This is a genomic window from Planococcus sp. CP5-4_YE, assembly GCF_019042655.1.
GTDB lineage: Bacteria > Bacillota > Bacilli > Bacillales_A > Planococcaceae > Planococcus.
This window is the reverse complement of sequence record NZ_JAHPZO010000006.1, coordinates 202,930-220,365: the sequence shown is the minus strand read 5'-3', so window position 1 is coordinate 220,365 and position 17,436 is coordinate 202,930. Positions and strand designations below refer to the sequence as shown.

Here is a 17,436-nt window from a genome sequence, read left to right as displayed (position 1 = left end):
TAGAGGGAGCTTAGCTTATTTTTTCTTCTATTATTAGTTTATAAGCGAAATCCGGACGTGGAAGGCGCCTTTCTTATCTTACACAAAGGGGATGGGAGAAATGTTCACGCTCAAACAAAGGGGTGTATGTTTGTATGTGATTAATTTCACAACCTAATAATATCACGCCATAATAGTTAATGCAATAAATCACAAACCCTTTCACAAAACTGTCATAATATCAAACGCTTACATCTTTTCACTATTTATATAAATTATTTAAATATAATTTATACTCACCCACTAGAAGAATTCCCTTAAGGTATACGCCTCCGTTTTTTCATTGTGAAATAATAATGACAATGAACCCACATAGTTTATCCGTCATTCACAATTGACGACAACCAACGGGAGCTTGTAAGAAACCTCAAAAAACCTCTACAGCGCTTAAGCCGCAGAGGTTTGGATGGTTAATTCCATTATTTCTTTAATAGCAAGGCTTCGAGTTCTTCAAGTTTTTGCCCAAAGACTTTGCATGCCTCTTCGACCGGCTCGGACGAGGTCATGTCGACACCGGCTTTTTTCAACACTTCAATCGGGTAATCGGAGCTGCCAGCTTTCAGGAATTCGTTGATGTATCGCTCTACGGCTGGCTCCCCTTCCTCAAGGATCTTATTGCTCAATGCTGTAGCCGCGCTGAATCCTGTCGCATATTGGAAGACATAATAATTGTAGTAGAAATGCGGAATGCGTGCCCATTCGAGGCCGATTTCCTCATCCACTGCCATATCTTCGCCAAAATACTTTTTGTTTAATTCGTAATATACTTCCGTCAAGCGGTCAGCCGTCAAAGCTTCACCGTTCTGGTCCATCTGGTGGATTGTGTGCTCGAATTCAGCAAACATCGTCTGGCGGAATACCGTGCCGCGGAAACCATCTAGCCAGTGATTGAGCAAGTAGATGCGTTCCTGCTCGTCTTCTGTTGTATTAACCAAGTGTTCATTCAACAAAGCTTCATTCGTCGTCGATGCGACTTCTGCCACAAAGATGGAGTAATCGCCATAGACGAACGGTTGGTTTTCTCTTGTGTAATGGCTATGGACACTATGGCCGAATTCATGCGCCAACGTAAACAAGTTGTCTACATTGTCTTGCCAGTTCATCAGGATATAAGGGTTTGTGCCGTAAGCACCGGAAGAATAAGCACCGCTGCGCTTGCCCTTGTTTTCTTTCACGTCGACCCAACGGTTGTCGATGCCGGATTTGACGATGCCGACATATTCTTCACCGAGTGCATTCAAGCCTTCGAGCATCATGCCCGTCGCCTTGTCATATGGAATCTCCATTTTGACTTCCTTGACGAGCGGTGTGTACATATCATACATATGGACTTGGTCAAGGCCCAACACTTCTTTGCGCAGTGCTACATAGCGCTGCAATAGATGCAGGTTGTTGTTGACGGTTTCGACCAATTGATCGTAGACAGCTTCCGGAATATGGTCATCTGACAGCGCCGCTTCACGGGCCGATGAATAATTGCGGATTCTCGCGTGGACATTATCGCGTTTAACATTTCCGGATAAAGTGGAAGCAAAGGTATTGCGGAATTTGCCATACGTCGCATATACGGCTTTGAATGCATCTTCACGTACGCGGCGATCTTTGCTTTCCATGAAACGGATGTAATTGCCATGTGTAATCTGCACTTTTTCGCCGTCTTCGTTTTCAATTTCCGGAAACTCCAAATCAGCATTATTAAGCATGCCGAACGTTTCAGAAGATGATCCAACCACTTCTGATAATTGCGCAAGCAGCGCTTCTTGCTCAGCTTTCAATACATGCGGGCGCATCGTGTTAAGTTCTTCGAGCGCTTGTCGATAAAGCTTTAAGCCTTCATGTTCATCTACATAGCGGTTCAGCTCTGCTTCGTCCAAAGACAAGATTTCAGGCGTCATGAAAGACAAACCTGCTGCCGTCTTGGCAAAAAGCGATTTGATACGGCTGTCCATCGCCTGGTATGTTGAATTCGTCGTATCCTGGTCATAACGCATGTGGGAGTATGCGTAAAGCTTGCGCAGGCGCTCCGACAGTTCATCTTTATAGCTTAGTGCCTCGTATAGGGCATTTGCTCCGGCTGACAAGGTACCTTCATACTGGCCAGCTTTCTCAGCTAGCGCCGAGACGGCTTTGAATTCTTCTTCCCATTGAGAATCTGTGGTAAAAATATCCTCCAAGCGCCATGTCAGTTCTGCAGGCACTTGATCTCTAGTCATTAATTTTTCCGTCATTTGGCTGCCTCCTCTTTCCCCTTGTTTCGGGAAACGAATTACACCTTATTTTCTCAATTTTCCCACGTTTTTGCAAGCAGATGATACGCAATATCCACCACTTCTGAAAAACTTCTGGAATAGCCATTTCTGTAGATGGTTTCATATGCCGAAAGCACTTGTAAGGGCGTGGGCATATCAATTCCAGAAGGCGCAATCTTAACCAGTCTCTCGGTTAATAAAGTTTCCACTGGTTTTCCCGATTCAATCATAAGTGCCGCTTTCATTTGCCATATGAGGGGATGCTCCACAAATAGATGCCCGCCTGCAAGCGGCAGCCCGAAAATCTCCGGTATAGCTTCTTTATCGAGCCTGAGTTCATAGCTCAATCGCCAAAATGGATTTCTCATCCTGTTTTTTGCAAATAATTGCGAACGGATGTATTTATTATTTTCTATACGCATTAAGGATACTGCCTGAACGTGCTCTGCTTTAGTTAATTTTTTCGGCACCGCAAAAGGAAAAACTTGTTCCTTCAAAGACAAAAGCGATACCTTTCCGATCCAGCGGTTGCCTTGTACATAAAAAAGATTGGAATAGTAGACGAAGAGGGAATGATGGGGATTGAATTGCAGGAGATGGGGATGAAGAGGCTGTCCACGGAACATCGCTCTTTCGAACGGGCGGACTTGTACAAGGCCCAGCCCTGGAGCAGGAACACTTTTTATGCCACGGATCCAAATGGCGTGAAGACCGATCTTGGCGTACCCTTGGCTGCGCTTTACAACCTGTTCAAGGGGCAATGTGCTGCACTGAATTTCAATCGCCGATTTCTTGGCTAACAGGTCGGGCCTCTGTTTGATTTGGGGCAAGTAATGTTCAACATAGGCCGGGATTTTCTGGTCGTGGAAAAATGAGGCTAAGCGAGACTTCCCGAGCAGATGGAGGGGCGTTTCAGGTTCGCTGCCTGGCGTGCAGGAGAATTGCTGGAGATGTGCAAAATGGGGAATTTTCGTTGTTCCGACTTTCAAGACGACTGGGGCTTCGCAGGCAGGACACAGAAAGGTTCGCTCCCTTCTTAGCTGAATTAGCTCTTGCCTCGTATGGTAAGCTTGGAGCGTAAATAAACGGCCTTTATCGAGCGCTGTCAGTATATAAATCACTCTCCTTTTTTTCAGTTTACGCGGAAGAGCCGTTGTGTGCAATACGAAAAAGTTTTGCAGCTTCAAAACAAACTAGAACCTCAACTAGATAAAATGGCATAAAAAAACCTCCTATAGAGGAGGTTTTTATCCGAAATAATGCAATACGTTCGGCAGCGCATCTTCTTTGAAGATTGGCTTGCCATATTCTTCAAGACGGTGAATCGTCATCGGCGTTTGTTGCAAGTATTCGGTGATGACGCTCAATTGGTCTTTGATGTCTTTTTCGGAATGCAGTATTTCATCAAACTTCACGTGCATATAATACTTTCCGTCAAAGTGGTACAATGCCGTATCGACCGACATATACATTAGACGCTTCGCAATCGGAAGCAATTCTTCCACTTCAGACAGAACGAAGGAATATTCGAGTTTCTTCGTATCACCCTCGTCATAAACCGGTTCGAATTCATCGAACTCCTGTGAACCAGTTTCTTCTCCTGAAAACATCTTGCGGCGTTCTTCTATATCATCCGGCAAATCAAGTTTTTGGCCATCTTTCGTCAATTGCGCACGAGTGACGGTAACTTCAAGTCCTTTGTCCATGGCTTGCACTTGGATCCACAGCGGCCCTTCCATAACGAAATCGGCTTCTTCATTGACTTCATCCATCATTTCCCAGAAAAGCTCTTCGCTTTTGTCTCTGTTAAACCAAATTTCGTCACGGCTGAACCCTCGCTCTTCAACATCAAGATAGGAAATGTAAAATTTCACTGTGTTGTCGTTAATGCGTTCTATTTCCATTTTACACCTCTCCTTTTCGGATCGGATTAAGAGGAAGTTCCTCAAAAGCCGTGATTTATTACTACCTTCATTATACCTTTCCTGAAGGCTTAAAAACATTTTTCTGCCTATAGGCGGCACGAGAAGATAATTATCTTAGAGTCTAATCGAATCGACAGACTTTTGCAACTAATCAAGATGCAACCAAACGTTCAGTTGGAGATACTATGCCTCGGCACCATATTAAAAAGATAAAGAAAAGCCGTCCAATGATCCCTTATGAAATGACATAAAGACCGGACAGCTTTTTCTCTTTATTCTCAGTTGACCATGCGCTGAGCTTCAAGCAATTGATACGCGCGCACTTTACGTGGCAAGAATCTGCGGATCTCATCTTCGTTATAACCGACTTGCAAACGTTTTTCATCCATGATGATCGGGCGTCTCAATAAGCCTGGATGTTCTTGGATCAATTCATAGAGTCGCTGTAATGGCAAGCTCTCGACGTCTACATTCAGTTTTTGGAAGATCTTCGAACGAGTCGAAATAATCTCATCCGTTCCATCCTCTGTCATACGTAGAATTTCTTTGATTTCACTTATTGTCAAAGGTTCAGAGAAGATATTGCGTTCTGTATATGGAATATCATGTTCTTCCAGCCACGCTTTCGCCTTGCGGCAAGATGTACAGCTTGGAGAAGTGAATAAGGTAACCATCATAATGGAGCACTTCCTTTCGGATTCATAGATGTTGAGGAAATTCATTCTTAGATTAGAATCACTATCGTTTAGAAGCTCTACAATCATTATACAACATTAGGATTCAGTAATATATAGCTGACAGCGAGAAATTTAAAAAAACATTGATTCTGTCACAGTTTCGCTACATTTTCTGAGAGTTTGTAAAACTTATACAATAGAAATTTACCCTCTTTTTTTATCAATTAAACTTCAATAAGAAAATTTTATTCTCATTTACGAAATTGTTTTGAAAGCAAAGCTTCTATTGTATAGTACGTCTCATTCCTTAAAAGGTTTCAATTTGCCGCTCAATTTAATTGCCTTGCAAAGGCACAAAAATGCCCCAGCTCATCGGTATTGCCGACAGCGGGGGCATTTCGTTTATTCAGGTGTATAATCGACTCCGGGTGAATAGCTATTTCCCGCATTCCAAAGAAGGAATTCATCGATTCCTTGTTCATTCAAAGCACGGATCTGGGCTTCCACTTCTGCCTTGCCATAGCGCTTATAATTTCCAGCACCTAAGTAGCTGGCAGTGAAATCTTGAAGCCACGGCCGCGAGACAGGTGCCTCGTCCAATTTGGAAAGTACTTCGTTTTCAACTTTTGCATATTCGGCAACCAATTTATACGGTTCCAAATCCGGCTTTGCAATGCCGAAATATGATGTCCAGTGGCTAGGGTATATCATTGAGGAAATGACGTCCACATTCTCAGATATTTTCGAGAAGTTTTGCCCAATGCCAGGCGCTTCTGGCAGTGTTGCCGCATAACCGAAGATATCAACCGATACCTCTACATCATAAGGTTCGAGTTTTTCTTTCGCATATGCCACAAAATCCGTGACTGCTTCTACACGGCGCTGAACAGGATCTAGATTAGATTCTGCGTAGTCGCCCATTGAATAGTCCAGCTGCTCACCAAGCCGCTCAAATCCTTCAGGAAAACGCACATAGTCGAATTGTATTTCCTTGAAACCTAATTTTGCGGCTTCGATCGCTACTTCTACATTATAATCCCAAACTTCTTTCATGAACGGATTGACGAATGCTTCCCCCCGGCCATTGGTCCAGAGTTGACCACCTGTTGTAAAGGACAGTTCCGGATGCTGTTCCGCAAGTACTGTATCCTTGAAAACGACCACACGCGCAATTGGATAAATTTGCTCCTGTTCCATTCGCTTAAGCATCGCATGTGGGTCTTTAATCAATGAAGTCCCGATGCCTTTATCAGCCAACGGGGAATCCGCTTTCGGTGTATACGTTAAATGCCCTACATCTTCCTTGACATCAATGACCATTGCGTTCAAGTCAGTGTTTCCTACCAAATCGACTAGCGAAGAAAATCGAGCTCCCCCAGCTGAGTTTCCAGTTACGAATATTCCTCGCACCGCATCGGGGTATTCGAAAGTTAAGCCTGAATCGAACCCAAAACGTTCCGATGTTCCAAGCAGTGCCGAGTCGATGTTTACTATTTCATATGTACGGGTCGAAAAATCTTCTGTAGCGGTTTCAGCCGCTTGTACAGTGCTGGCATTCCCTAGTATAAATAGGGATGCAGCAAGCCATTTTAAGGATTTCACTCAAATTCACACACCTTTTTCGCTTTTCTCCAGTCTACCATTTTTAAGTATTGTTCGCAGGATAATTTAGTAAATTTAGAGAAGCTCCGACATTTATTTGTTTTAAGCAAATATTGTCATGCTTCTTTCCAGTTACAAAAAAGCACGTACCCAATTATAGGACACGTGCTTTTGAGACTTCACTTTTTAGCTGCTAGGCGGTCTTGCAGTTCTGCAAACTCTTTCTCTGAGCAGTCTACAAAATGATTAGGTGAAACTTCACGCATTTTCACATCTTCGCCATCTGCATAATTATGGACTGCAGGGTCGTATGCTTTACGCGTACGGTTGCGCTCATAGTTCGGATCCGGAAGCGGAATGGCCGAAAGCAATGATTGCGTGTAAGGATGCATCGGGTTGGCGTACAATTCATCGGCTGGCGCCAATTCCACCAATTTCCCAAAGTACATCACGCCGATACGGTCCGAGATATATTTGACCATGGACAAATCGTGTGCAATGAACAAATACGTCAAGCCTTTTTCTTCTTGCAATTCTTTCAGCAAGTTAACCACCTGTGCTTGGATAGAAACATCAAGTGCCGAGATCGGCTCATCCGCGATGATGAAGTCCGGATCGACTGCCAAAGCACGCGCAATCCCTAGGCGCTGGCGCTGCCCGCCGGAGAATTCGTGCGGGTAGCGGTTTGCGTGTTCTTTGTTCAAACCAACCGTCTCTAACAGGTCGTATACCATTTTCTTACGGTCGCTAGCATTTTTTGCCAAGCCATGGATATCGATTCCTTCTGCGATAATGTCCATGACTTTCATACGCTGGTTCAACGAAGCGTAAGGATCTTGGAAAATCATCTGCATTTTACGGTTGAATTTCTTTAGGTCTGTCTTATTTTTCTTGCCGTGTACACTTTCCCCTTCATAAAGCACTTGTCCATCGGTCGCATCATACAAACGAATGATTGAGCGGCCAGTTGTGGATTTACCGCAACCTGACTCGCCTACAAGGCCAAGAGTTTCTCCTTTATAAATATCAAAAGTAATACCATCCACTGCTTTTACTTCGTTTGCTTTACCGACATTAAAATGCTGTTTGAGGTTTTTGATTTCAACCAATTTTTCAGCCATCAGTTTGCGCTCCCTTCATAATAACGGCTGCCAGGGAACTTTTTCATCCGTTCGATGACCATTTCAGGCGGTTCGACTGTTGGTGCTTCTGGGTGTAAAAGCCACGTGGCCGCCATATGTGTATCACTTATTTTAAAGAACGGAGGCTGTTGTTCCATGTCAATCTTCAGTGCGTATTCACTGCGCAGCGCAAATGCATCACCTTTTGGTGGGTCTAAGAGATCCGGCGGCGTGCCAGGAATTGCATATAATTTTGCATCTTCTGCATCCATCGAAGGCATTGAACTAAGAAGGCCCCATGTATATGGATGTTGCGGATTATAGAAAATTTCATCGACAGTGCCGATTTCAACAATTTTCCCGCCGTACATGACCGCTACACGATCTGCCACGTTTGCCACTACCCCAAGGTCGTGAGTGATGAAAATAATCGAGGTGTCGATTTTCTTCTGCAAATCTTTCATCAATTCCAAGATTTGCGCTTGGATTGTTACATCCAATGCAGTTGTCGGCTCATCGGCGATTAGGATCTGCGGGTTGCACGCTAGCGCAATGGCAATAACGATCCGCTGGCGCTGTCCACCTGAAAATTGGTGAGGATATTGTTTCATTCGAAGCTCAGGTTTAGGCATGCCAACCAAACGCAGCAAGTCAATCGCTACTTTTTTCGCTTCATCTTTGCTGATTTTTTGGTGCTTTAGGATCGGCTCTGTAATCTGTCGGCCGATCGGCATCGTTGGGTTGAGCGATGTCATCGGATCCTGGAAAATCATCGAAATGTCTTTTCCGCGGATTTTCTGCATTTCCTTATCGCTCAACTTCGTCAAGTCACGCCCGTCGAACAGGATTTCGCCGTTTTTAAATTCAGCACTCTCTTCAGGCAATAAACGCATGATCGATTTCGTTGTAACAGATTTACCGGAACCGGATTCACCTACGATTGCCAATGTTTCACCTTTATATAGATCAAAGTTGACGCCTCGGATTGCTTTTACTTCGCCACCGTATGTGTTGAAGGAAAGTTCGAGGTCTTTTACTTGAAGTATCTTTTCCATCTAAGGCTTTCCTCCTTAATCTTTCATCTTCGGATCAAGCGCATCACGCAAGCCGTCACCAATTAAGTTAAATGCAATCATGATTAAACTCAACACAACAGCCGGGAATAAGAGAATATGCGGCTGATACTGAATCAGTTTATACCCATCATTGATCAATGTCCCAAGAGACGCATCCGGAGCCTGGAGCCCAAGACCGATAAAGCTCAAGAAAGCTTCGAAGAAAATGGCGCCTGGAATTGTAAACATCGTGTTGATGATGATAACGCCAAGAACGTTCGGCATCAAGTGCTTCCAGATGATGCGTGTGTCGCTTGCGCCAAGCGTACGCGCTGCGAGGACGAATTCCTGATTTTTGTATTTAAGAACCTGTCCACGCACTACCCGTGACATGCCGGTCCAACCGGTTATCGTCAAGGCAATGATGATCGCAAGTATCCCCGGGTCCATGATAAGGATAAAGAGAATAACGACGACCAAGTTTGGAATACCTGTTAAAATCTCGACAATCCGCTGCATGACATCATCTACGCGGCCTCCAAAGTATCCGGAAATTCCGCCGTAAATAACACCAATCAGCATATCAATTGCTGCTGCAACAAATGCGATGAACAAGGAAACTTGCGTCCCTTTCCATACACGGGAGAACATGTCACGGCCAAGGCCGTCTGTACCGAACCAGTAGTTCTGTTCGACATTCTTCAGTTCGTACATATCCACTTCACGTCCGCCAAGCGTACCGACACCATCCATGATACCCAAATTTTCGATAACAGGCACTTTCGGCGGCAAGTTGGCATGAGTAATTATCTGATCGTTTGGTTCGTAAGGACTGATAAGCGGCCCGATAAAGGACATGAGGACAATCAAGCCGAAAAGAATCAAACTAATAATGGCACCTTTGTTTTTCTTTAAGCTGCGCCAAGCATCCTGCCAAAAACTGACACTTGGTTTGGAGATTTTCTCAGCCTCTTGTGTATCTCTGGGGATGCGCGTAAATGCATCATGGGGAAGCTTTTCATAATTCTGTGTCATTAATTCTTACCTCCTGAAAGACGAATCCGAGGATCGATGACGCCATATAAAATATCTACCACTAAAATGATAACAATCAAGAATACGGAGAAGAAAATAGTTGTACCCATAATGATTGAGAAGTCACTCACCATGATTGATTTTACGAATTGCTCACCGATTCCAGGAATCGCAAAAATCTGCTCGACTACGAGAGAGCCTGTCAAAATACTGACTGCCATCGGCCCAAGTACTGTAATCAATGGAATCAACGCGTTGCGGAAAGCGTGCTTGAAAGCGATTTCTGATCCGCTTGCCCCTTTAGCTTTTGCCAAAGTGATATAGTCAGATCCAAGAACTTCGATCATTTCTGTACGGATAAATCGTGCAGCCGTTGCCAGTGGGAACATCGCCAAAGCTATTGACGGCAATACGCTGGACATAAATCCATCTTTCCACAGCGCCACTGGGAACAGGTCCCATTTTAAACCGAGCCAGTATTGTAGCATGGATGCAAAAACAAATGATGGAATGGATATACCAATGATCGCGACTATTGTACTGCCGTAATCCACCCATGTATTTTGCCTGAGCGCCGCCACCATCCCGAACAGGATTCCGAGAACAGTCCCGAGAAGCATTCCCTGGAATCCGATCTGGGCTGACGGCCCCATGCGGCTTAAAATAACATCTGTTACGTCTGCGCCTTTGAATTGGTTAATCGAAATACCCAAATCACCTTGCAGCAAACCAAACATATAATCGAAATATTGAACAGGAAGGGGTTGGTCCAGTCCGTACCGTGCCTCTACGACTGCCCGTTGTTCAGGAGATAACTTATCTGCGGAAGCAATTGGGGAACCTGGTAATATTTTCATCAAGAAAAATGTAAACGTGGCAATAAGCGCTAAGGTGATGAACATATAAATTAATCTTTTTCCAATATAGCGTGCCATGGTGCACCTCCAAAATAAAATCGCTCTATTATATCAAGTACCAAAAGATACTTGTACTTTTCTGATTAAGCAGAATACCGTTAATTTTCGGTGAATTTATTCACAGTAGAAAGGGGCTGTCCCAAAAGGTCATGAAAAGTGACTTTTAGGGGCAGCCCATTTTCGTCTTCTAAAGAAAAGGCTGATGTCCATTTCGACGGACGCTTTCCGCGGGCACGGCCTTAGCCGCTTCCCTCGCTTCGCTCAGTCCAGGGTCTTCGGCTCGCGCTGTTCCCGCTGGAGTCGCCGTCTCCATTCCCATCATCCGGTTTAAAAAAGAAAAAAGGATACAAAAAAATCGTCCATTTCTGTAAAATGGGAGTTACCACACCACCATTAGAGAAAGGACGATTTTTATGTGCAATCCAAAGATTACTTCCTCAAATTATAACACTGAACAAGCCACATTTCCACTCGCTCTGGAAGAAGGAACTGGCGTTCCGCTACCCAAAAAAGCGAGCCCTACGTTCATTCCCTATAACAACCAACAAGGATTTGCCATCTTTGATATACAAGATCTTGTGCCATCCAACCATGTCGCCCGGGTCATCGACGAAATGGTGGAATTGATTGATGATGAGTTGTTTTTCGCGCACTACAAAGGCGGTGGAAGAAGCTCTTTCCATCCAAAAATGATGACCAAAGTTATCCTCTACGCTTATTCGAAGAAAATCTATTCTTCTCGAGGTATTGAAGAAACACTTACTGAACACATTCCGTCCATGTGGCTCGCAGCTGGCCAACAACCAGATCACCGAACGATTAACCGATTCCGTTCGGACCATTTAAAAGCGATGATGGACTCGCTTTTCGAACAGATGATTCACCAGCTGATCGAACAGAACTACATCACTATGGAGCATTATTTTTTGGATGGCACTAAAATTGAAGCTGATGCCAATAAGTATTCATTCGTCTGGAAAAAAGCGACACAGAATTTCGAAGGCAAATTGAAGGTGAAGATTGCCGAAACGATTCAGCATATCCATGAATTGGCCGCAACTGAAGCGATTCCACTCAACGAACAGGTAGAAGAAGCAATGCCTGAACAGCTGGAAGAAATGGCGGAAGCCATGGAAGAACAGATTGACGCATTCACGGGAGCCATTGATCTGGAAGAGGATACCGAAAAACGAAAGCAACTCCGGTTCAAGCGCAGTGAGTGGAAAAAGCCGGTCAAAGCGATTCGCGAAGATTTCCTTCCTCGTCTGGAGAAATATAGTCAGCACCACGAGATCTTCGGTGATCGAAACAGCTTTTCAAAAACAGACCCGGATGCGACTTTTATGCGAATGAAAGATGATCACATGAAAAATGGTCAATTGAAAGCAGCTTACAACGTACAAATGGCCACAGAAAATCAGTTCATTCTTTATTATTCGGTGCATCAGCGACCAACGGACACGCGCTGTTTCATTCCGCATCTGGAGAAACTAGCGGCTTCCAGCCTCCCTATGCCGGAGACGATCATCGCCGATGCGGGATATGGCAGTGAAGAGAATTACCTGTATGCGTTGGGCGATGAAAAAGAGCCGCGTTTCGACTTTCTCATTCCATATGGAATGTATCTGAAGGAAAAATCAGCGAGTTACAAGAAGAATATCAAACACGCGAAAAATTGGACATACCTGGAAGAAGAAGATTGTTTCATCTGTCCGAATGGTCGGCGTGTCGCATTTAAAAAATACCTGAATAAAAAGAATGCCTCTGGTTACGAACAAACCTTAAAAATTTATGAATGCGAAGACTGTTCGGGTTGTCCGTTAAAAGCCCTCTGCACGAAAGCAAAAGGCAACCGACAAGTCCAATGGAATCCCATTTATGAAGAAATGAAAGCGAAGGCCAAAGCAGCCCTTGAAGATGAAACGAAGACACAAATCTACGCGCAACGCAAAATTGACGTAGAAAGTGTGTTCGGTCATATCAAGGGCAATCGGTCGTTCCGCCGATTTCTCCTCCGGGGCTTAGAAAAAGTGCATACAGAGTTCGGGATTGTGGCATTGGCCCACAACCTCCTGAAAGTAGCCAGCATGCGCCGGCTACTTTCAGTGTCTTCACCAACAAATGAAAAACAGACGGAGAAAAAGAATTTCTTTTTCTCCGTCTGTTTTATTTTAGGGGCTTATGGGACAGCCCCTTTTTTAACCTTTTACCGATTTATATTCGTTGTACCACGGGACGACACTGCGGTCGACGTATTGGTGGAAAAACCATTCGCCTGCTGACAGCACCAATGCGCTGACGAGTGCTGGGGCGACCATGGAGGCGAATTCGCCAGTCAATAGCCAGCCGATAAGCAAGATGACAGCCAGTGCCATGATAAAATCAGCGAATGTAGCTATTGTGTTGCGGGTTGTTTGGTGATTCGATTTTCCGGCATTCAAGAAGATGAGCAAATCGCCGATCGCATAAGATAAAGCAGTAAGCGCAAGGCTGATTAATAAGGTATTCATGAAGCTGACATCAAATGCCCATGTCAGGATAACCAGCAGGACAAGCGTGATAATGACGAATTTTATTGCGAGTGCAATTAAGTGTTTCATCGAATCCCTCCTTTTTATTGATAATGTAAAGTAAGTATAAAAATCTTTACCCTTTTTAGCCGCTCGATATGCGTGCTTTTTCACAGGGATAAATGAGGATGGAGTGAAAAGTAAAAAATATTCAAAAGCAGGAAAAATAAAACATCTGTTATGGTAATATTATGATAAAAAAGAAAAGGGCGTTTTGGGAGTGGAAAAAATAAAAAAGGCTGGAAAATTTGTGCTCGGCCAATGGGATTATGCGTTATTCGTGTTGTTATTATTAGGCAAGGTTTATTATTTTTCAAATGTAAGCGGCACCTTATTTACGACGCTTGAACCGCTTGCGTACGCGCAACAATTCGTGGCTTGGCTTTTTGGGGGAGATAGCAAAGGGATCTTTGAAGGGGTGCTGTTGATCAGTATCGGAACGATCTTGCTCGGGACGTTTTGGTTATTGCTATTGAATGGCCGAAAACGGCTGTTTTGGATGGCCATCACCAACCTGGTGCTGAGTTTCATCATTTTGGCGGATACGTTGTATTTCCGTTATTTCGAAGACATCATTTCTGTGACGGTGTTGATACAAATGCGCCAAGTGGGCGATGTCGGGGAAAGCATTTTTGCCTTGTTCCGCTTAACTGATGCACTGTTACTGGCAGATGTTTTGCTGATGGCGATCCTTTGGCTGTTCATCAGCCGGAAAAAAACGGCTGCCACGAAACCATCAGGCTTTGCGAAAGTCGGGACAGCGCTACTGGTGCTCGTGCTCGGCTGGCAATTGACAGCGGTTCCATTCAATAAATCAATGGAAGACGGCGGTGCGTGGCAGTTCAATAAATTGATTTCGAATATGCGGGTATATAATTTCACCGGTTTGCTCGGCTTCCACAGTGCCAATATCACGCGCTATATCGACGACAATTTCATCAATCGCAAAGTGTATAGCGAAGACGAAATCTCAGCGACTCAGGATTGGTTTGACGAGCGCAATGCCGAGCGTATGCCAGGGCCTTATTCCGGCATGGCGGAGGGTAAGAATGTCATCGTCCTGCAAGTGGAAGCGTTGCAGAATTTCGTTCTGAACCGTGAAGTGAACGGAGAAGAGATCACGCCGAACTTGAACCGTTTGGCGAGGGAAAATCTCTATTTTCCGAACTTCTATGAACAAACGGCACTTGGCCGGACTTCAGATGCCGAGTTTTTATTAAACACTTCCTTATATCCGACTGCTGCGGGTTCCGCTTATATGCTCTATGCGGAAAACCAGTTCGATGCCTTGCCTTCAATTTTGAAAGAACAAGGCTATAGAACAAGCGTCTTTCATCCGTACAAACCTAGTTTTTGGAACCGTTATATCATTTATCCTCAACTCGGCATCGACCGTTTCTATTCGGAAGGGGATTTTGAGGAAGCAGAGATCATCGGCTGGGCGATCAATGACGAAGCCTTGCTCGATCAATCACTAGAGGAAATGGAAACATTTACGGAGCCATTTTATTCGCATATTGTCACTTTGACGAGCCATCACCCGTTTGAGATGCCAGAACACCTGCAATTTCTCGATACAGCAGGCCAATATGATGGCTATCACGATCGCCATTTTAATAATTACTTGCAATCGATTCATTATGTTGACCGGGCAATTGGCAAATTTGTGGATGGCCTCGAGCAAAAAGGCATGCTGGATGACACCATGCTGGTGATTTACGGCGACCATAGCACGGGGATGAGTTCGAATACGGAAGCATTTGTGGAATTTACAGAGGCTGATGATCCGCTTAGCTATTTTGAAACGAATAAAAACGTGCCGCTCATTCTCCAGATTCCTGGGGCTGAACCGAAAACTTTCAACCAAGTGGCAAGCCAGCTCGATCTCGCTCCAAGTTTACTTGATGTACTGGGCGGTGACCCAGCTGAGCATTATTTTGTCGGCAGCAATATGTGGAATGCACAAGACGCCCAAGCAACATTCCGCAACGGCTCGTTCATCACCAATGAACTCAGTTTTATCGCAAGTTCAGACGGGTTATACGATAATGGCAGTTGCTTCGAGAGAGCAACCGGTGAAGCGCTTGATGTCGAAGCGTGCAAAGAAGTATTCAGAAATGGCTTGGAAGAACTCCGGAAGTCCGATGATGTGCTAAGCGGCAATATGATTAAAAAATTCAACGGTCAACCATAAGCAAAATTCACCAACTTGCCGGATAGGAGCGGTACACTAGATGTGTTGTATCCATTCGAGAAAGGGAGTTTTTGCATGAATTATAATTTTGATGAAGCGGTTGAACGCCGCGGAACGTATTCACTGAAATGGGACGGGGCGGAATTGATCAAGCAATTTGGCATCACCGACCGCTATGACGAAGACACGATCCCGCTGTTCACAGCAGATATGGACTTGCCGGTCGCGCAGCCCATTGTCGATGCACTCCATAAAACGGTCGACCACCGCATTTTTGGATATACGATTTTACCGGATTCGTATTTTGAAGCAATCCAGCATTATTTCAACAAGCGCTATGAATGGAATATCCCGAAAGAGCAGATCGTCTTCAGCCCTGGCACGGTGCATGCCTTGAACATTGCTGTCAAAGCGTTCACTGAACCAGGCGATGGCGTCATCATCCAGCGTCCTGTGTATCCGCCATTTACTTCTGCTGTCGAAGGCAACAAGCGTGTCGTGAAGAACAATGCACTGGTAATGGGTGAAGATGGGCGTTATTCGATCAACTTCGAAGAGTTCGAGGAACTTGCAAAAGATGAAGAAACGAAACTGTTCATTCATTGCCATCCGCATAATCCGACAGGGCGCGTGTTCACGCCGGAAGAATCGAACAAGCTCGCGGACATCTGCAAGCGCCACAATGTGACGATCATTGCCGATGAAATCCACGGCGACTTGGTGCGCAGCGGGGAGACGTTTACGCCGATGATTCTGGCAGCGGATGAGACCGACCATATCATCACGTGCACGGCCATCAATAAAACCTTCAACGTCGCAGGGCTTCATTGCACGAATGTCATTATCGAAAACGAAGCGTTGCGTGAGAAATTCACTGTCGAGCTCGGCATGCAATTGCCGACGCCGTTCACGGTCGCGGCACTGATCGCTGCTTATACAGAAGGCGACGACTGGCTAGGGCAAGTGAACGAATACCTTGACGGCACGCTCGAATGGATACAGGAATTCCTCAAAGAGCGCATGCCGAAAGTGAAGGTGCACATTCCAGAAGGCACTTACGTTATGTGGCTCGATTTCCGCGGCTACGGGCTTGAAGACAAGGAAATCCACGACCGCATCTACAATAAAGCGAACGTCATTTTAGAAGATGGCACAATGTTCGGTCCGGAGGGCGCAGGGTTCCAGCGAATTTGTATCCCGTCGCCCCGTCCGCTCATCCAAGAAGCGATGGAACGCATCGCACGTGAATTCGATGATTTGAACTAATGTTTTTTTCGTGCCGTTTCAGGGAAAGCTAGATAGAGACGGAAAACGAAAGGGCGTGCCTAGATGGCTTTGAAAGCAATATTTCTCAATTGTTCATTGAAGAGTTCAGAAGACGAATCAAATACCGAAGGGTTTATGAAAGACGTTCAAACACATTATAATAAACTCGGTGTCGAATCGGAGATCATCCGTTTGGCGGATTATTACATCGCTTACGGCGTTGCAGAAGATATGGAAGACGGTGACGAATGGCCAGAGATTCTGGAGAAAGTGAAAGATGCCGACATTTTGATCATCGGCACGCCGATTTGGCTCGGCGAGAAAAGCTCGCTTGCCACGCAAGCTATCGAACGTTTGTATGGATCGAGCAGCGTGACCAACGATAAAGGCCAGGCGATTTTCTATAATAAAGTCGGCGGAGCCGTCATCACTGGCAATGAAGACGGGGCCAAGCATTCAGCGGCCTCCCTGTTGTACGGCATGTCGCACATCGGCTTTGTCATCCCGCCAAATGTGGATGCGTATTGGGTCGGGGAAGCCGGACCAGGGCCATCGTATTTGGAAGCAGGGCATGGCAACGACTTCTCCAAATCTGCGATCCAGCGCTTAGCGTATAATACGTACCATTTAGCGAATATGCTGAAAGAGAATCCGATTCCAGCAGAAGGCAATACATTGTAAGGTAGAACCCCTTTCTCTTTTTGGAGAAAGGGGTTTTTGTCGAAAATTATAAGGTTTGAGACTCCGCTCCTGGCGGATGCTTGCCGGGGGGGGGGCGTCGAGCCA

At 45.1% G+C, this 17,436-nt stretch carries 14 protein-coding genes; 4 read left to right on the top strand and 10 right to left on the bottom strand.

Translation table 11 applies throughout. From position 1 onward, the window contains the following. Positions 1 to 458: 458 nt before the first annotated feature. The 9 genes from pepF to opp3b all read right to left on the bottom strand — a co-directional run bounded on the left by pepF (position 459) and on the right by opp3b (position 10,638). Positions 459 to 2,267 carry an oligoendopeptidase F gene (pepF, locus tag KTG14_RS10010; RefSeq protein ID WP_216970799.1) on the bottom strand — a complete coding sequence of 603 codons (1,809 nt, stop codon included), beginning with the start codon at positions 2,265 to 2,267 and terminating at the stop codon, positions 459 to 461. Between the two features lie 53 nt (positions 2,268 to 2,320). Further along, a complete protein-coding gene (locus tag KTG14_RS10005; RefSeq protein ID WP_216970798.1) occupies positions 2,321 to 3,409 on the bottom strand; it encodes a competence protein CoiA in 1,089 nt (362 codons plus the stop codon). Between the two features lie 126 nt (positions 3,410 to 3,535). Next, positions 3,536 to 4,192, bottom strand: coding sequence for an adaptor protein MecA (mecA, locus tag KTG14_RS10000; protein WP_216970797.1), 657 nt, complete (start codon positions 4,190 to 4,192; stop codon positions 3,536 to 3,538). Between the two features lie 299 nt (positions 4,193 to 4,491). Then, positions 4,492 to 4,887 carry a transcriptional regulator SpxA gene (spxA, locus tag KTG14_RS09995; RefSeq protein ID WP_008429739.1) on the bottom strand — a complete coding sequence of 132 codons (396 nt, stop codon included), beginning with the start codon at positions 4,885 to 4,887 and terminating at the stop codon, positions 4,492 to 4,494. Positions 4,888 to 5,292: 405 nt separating this feature from the next. Next, positions 5,293 to 6,492 (bottom strand): putative glycoside hydrolase, encoded by a 1,200-nt coding sequence (locus KTG14_RS09990; RefSeq protein WP_216970796.1) that lies wholly within the window; start codon positions 6,490 to 6,492, stop codon positions 5,293 to 5,295. Between the two features lie 179 nt (positions 6,493 to 6,671). Further along, entirely contained in the window at positions 6,672 to 7,613 is a 942-nt protein-coding gene (locus KTG14_RS09985; protein ID WP_216970795.1) for an ABC transporter ATP-binding protein, read from the bottom strand. Continuing rightward, the gene (locus KTG14_RS09980) at positions 7,613 to 8,668 is read right to left on the bottom strand and encodes an ABC transporter ATP-binding protein (protein ID WP_216970794.1); all 1,056 of its coding nucleotides are present in this window, start codon (positions 8,666 to 8,668) and stop codon (positions 7,613 to 7,615) included. The genes KTG14_RS09985 and KTG14_RS09980 overlap by 1 nt, the downstream gene beginning before the upstream one ends. A gap of 15 nt (positions 8,669 to 8,683) precedes the next feature. Continuing rightward, complete coding sequence (gene opp3C, locus KTG14_RS09975) at positions 8,684 to 9,703, bottom strand: oligopeptide ABC transporter permease (protein ID WP_216970793.1); 1,020 nt, start codon at positions 9,701 to 9,703, stop codon at positions 8,684 to 8,686. Then, on the bottom strand, positions 9,703 to 10,638 hold the full coding sequence (opp3b, locus tag KTG14_RS09970; protein WP_216970792.1) for an oligopeptide ABC transporter permease: 936 nt from the start codon (positions 10,636 to 10,638) through the stop codon (positions 9,703 to 9,705). The genes opp3C and opp3b overlap by 1 nt, the downstream gene beginning before the upstream one ends. 395 nt (positions 10,639 to 11,033) lie before the next feature. Between opp3b and KTG14_RS09965 the strand changes: the two genes are divergently transcribed. Next, entirely contained in the window at positions 11,034 to 12,902 is a 1,869-nt protein-coding gene (locus tag KTG14_RS09965; protein ID WP_254178089.1) for an IS1182 family transposase, read from the top strand. Here the strand turns inward: KTG14_RS09965 and KTG14_RS09960 are convergent. Continuing rightward, positions 12,819 to 13,220 carry a DUF2512 family protein gene (locus tag KTG14_RS09960; protein WP_216970791.1) on the bottom strand — a complete coding sequence of 134 codons (402 nt, stop codon included), beginning with the start codon at positions 13,218 to 13,220 and terminating at the stop codon, positions 12,819 to 12,821. The genes KTG14_RS09965 and KTG14_RS09960 overlap by 84 nt on opposite strands. A 190-nt stretch (positions 13,221 to 13,410) precedes the next feature. On the opposite strand from KTG14_RS09960, the gene KTG14_RS17995 reads away from it, so the two are divergent. The 3 genes from KTG14_RS17995 to KTG14_RS09945 all read left to right on the top strand — a co-directional run bounded on the left by KTG14_RS17995 (position 13,411) and on the right by KTG14_RS09945 (position 17,331). Then, positions 13,411 to 15,384, top strand: a complete 1,974-nt coding sequence (locus KTG14_RS17995; RefSeq protein WP_216970790.1) for an LTA synthase family protein — start codon at positions 13,411 to 13,413, stop codon at positions 15,382 to 15,384. A gap of 75 nt (positions 15,385 to 15,459) precedes the next feature. Further along, positions 15,460 to 16,650, top strand: a complete 1,191-nt coding sequence (locus KTG14_RS09950) for a MalY/PatB family protein (protein WP_216970789.1) — start codon at positions 15,460 to 15,462, stop codon at positions 16,648 to 16,650. 63 nt (positions 16,651 to 16,713) lie between these two features. Then, positions 16,714 to 17,331 carry a flavodoxin family protein gene (locus KTG14_RS09945; protein WP_302054938.1) on the top strand — a complete coding sequence of 206 codons (618 nt, stop codon included), beginning with the start codon at positions 16,714 to 16,716 and terminating at the stop codon, positions 17,329 to 17,331. The last annotated feature ends 105 nt before the right edge of the window (positions 17,332 to 17,436 follow it).

Coding starts and splice junctions, on each gene's coding strand:
- mecA (WP_216970797.1), bottom strand. CDS start 4,192: ATGGAAATAGAACGCATTAACGACAACACAGTGAAATTTTACATTTCC.
- KTG14_RS09965 (WP_254178089.1), top strand. CDS start 11,034: ATGTGCAATCCAAAGATTACTTCCTCAAATTATAACACTGAACAAGCC.
- opp3b (WP_216970792.1), bottom strand. CDS start 10,638: ATGGCACGCTATATTGGAAAAAGATTAATTTATATGTTCATCACCTTA.
- KTG14_RS09950 (WP_216970789.1), top strand. CDS start 15,460: ATGAATTATAATTTTGATGAAGCGGTTGAACGCCGCGGAACGTATTCA.
- opp3C (WP_216970793.1), bottom strand. CDS start 9,703: ATGACACAGAATTATGAAAAGCTTCCCCATGATGCATTTACGCGCATC.
- spxA (WP_008429739.1), bottom strand. CDS start 4,887: ATGGTTACCTTATTCACTTCTCCAAGCTGTACATCTTGCCGCAAGGCG.
- KTG14_RS09960 (WP_216970791.1), bottom strand. CDS start 13,220: ATGAAACACTTAATTGCACTCGCAATAAAATTCGTCATTATCACGCTT.
- KTG14_RS09985 (WP_216970795.1), bottom strand. CDS start 7,613: ATGGCTGAAAAATTGGTTGAAATCAAAAACCTCAAACAGCATTTTAAT.
- KTG14_RS09945 (WP_302054938.1), top strand. CDS start 16,714: ATGGCTTTGAAAGCAATATTTCTCAATTGTTCATTGAAGAGTTCAGAA.
- pepF (WP_216970799.1), bottom strand. CDS start 2,267: ATGACGGAAAAATTAATGACTAGAGATCAAGTGCCTGCAGAACTGACA.
- KTG14_RS09980 (WP_216970794.1), bottom strand. CDS start 8,668: ATGGAAAAGATACTTCAAGTAAAAGACCTCGAACTTTCCTTCAACACA.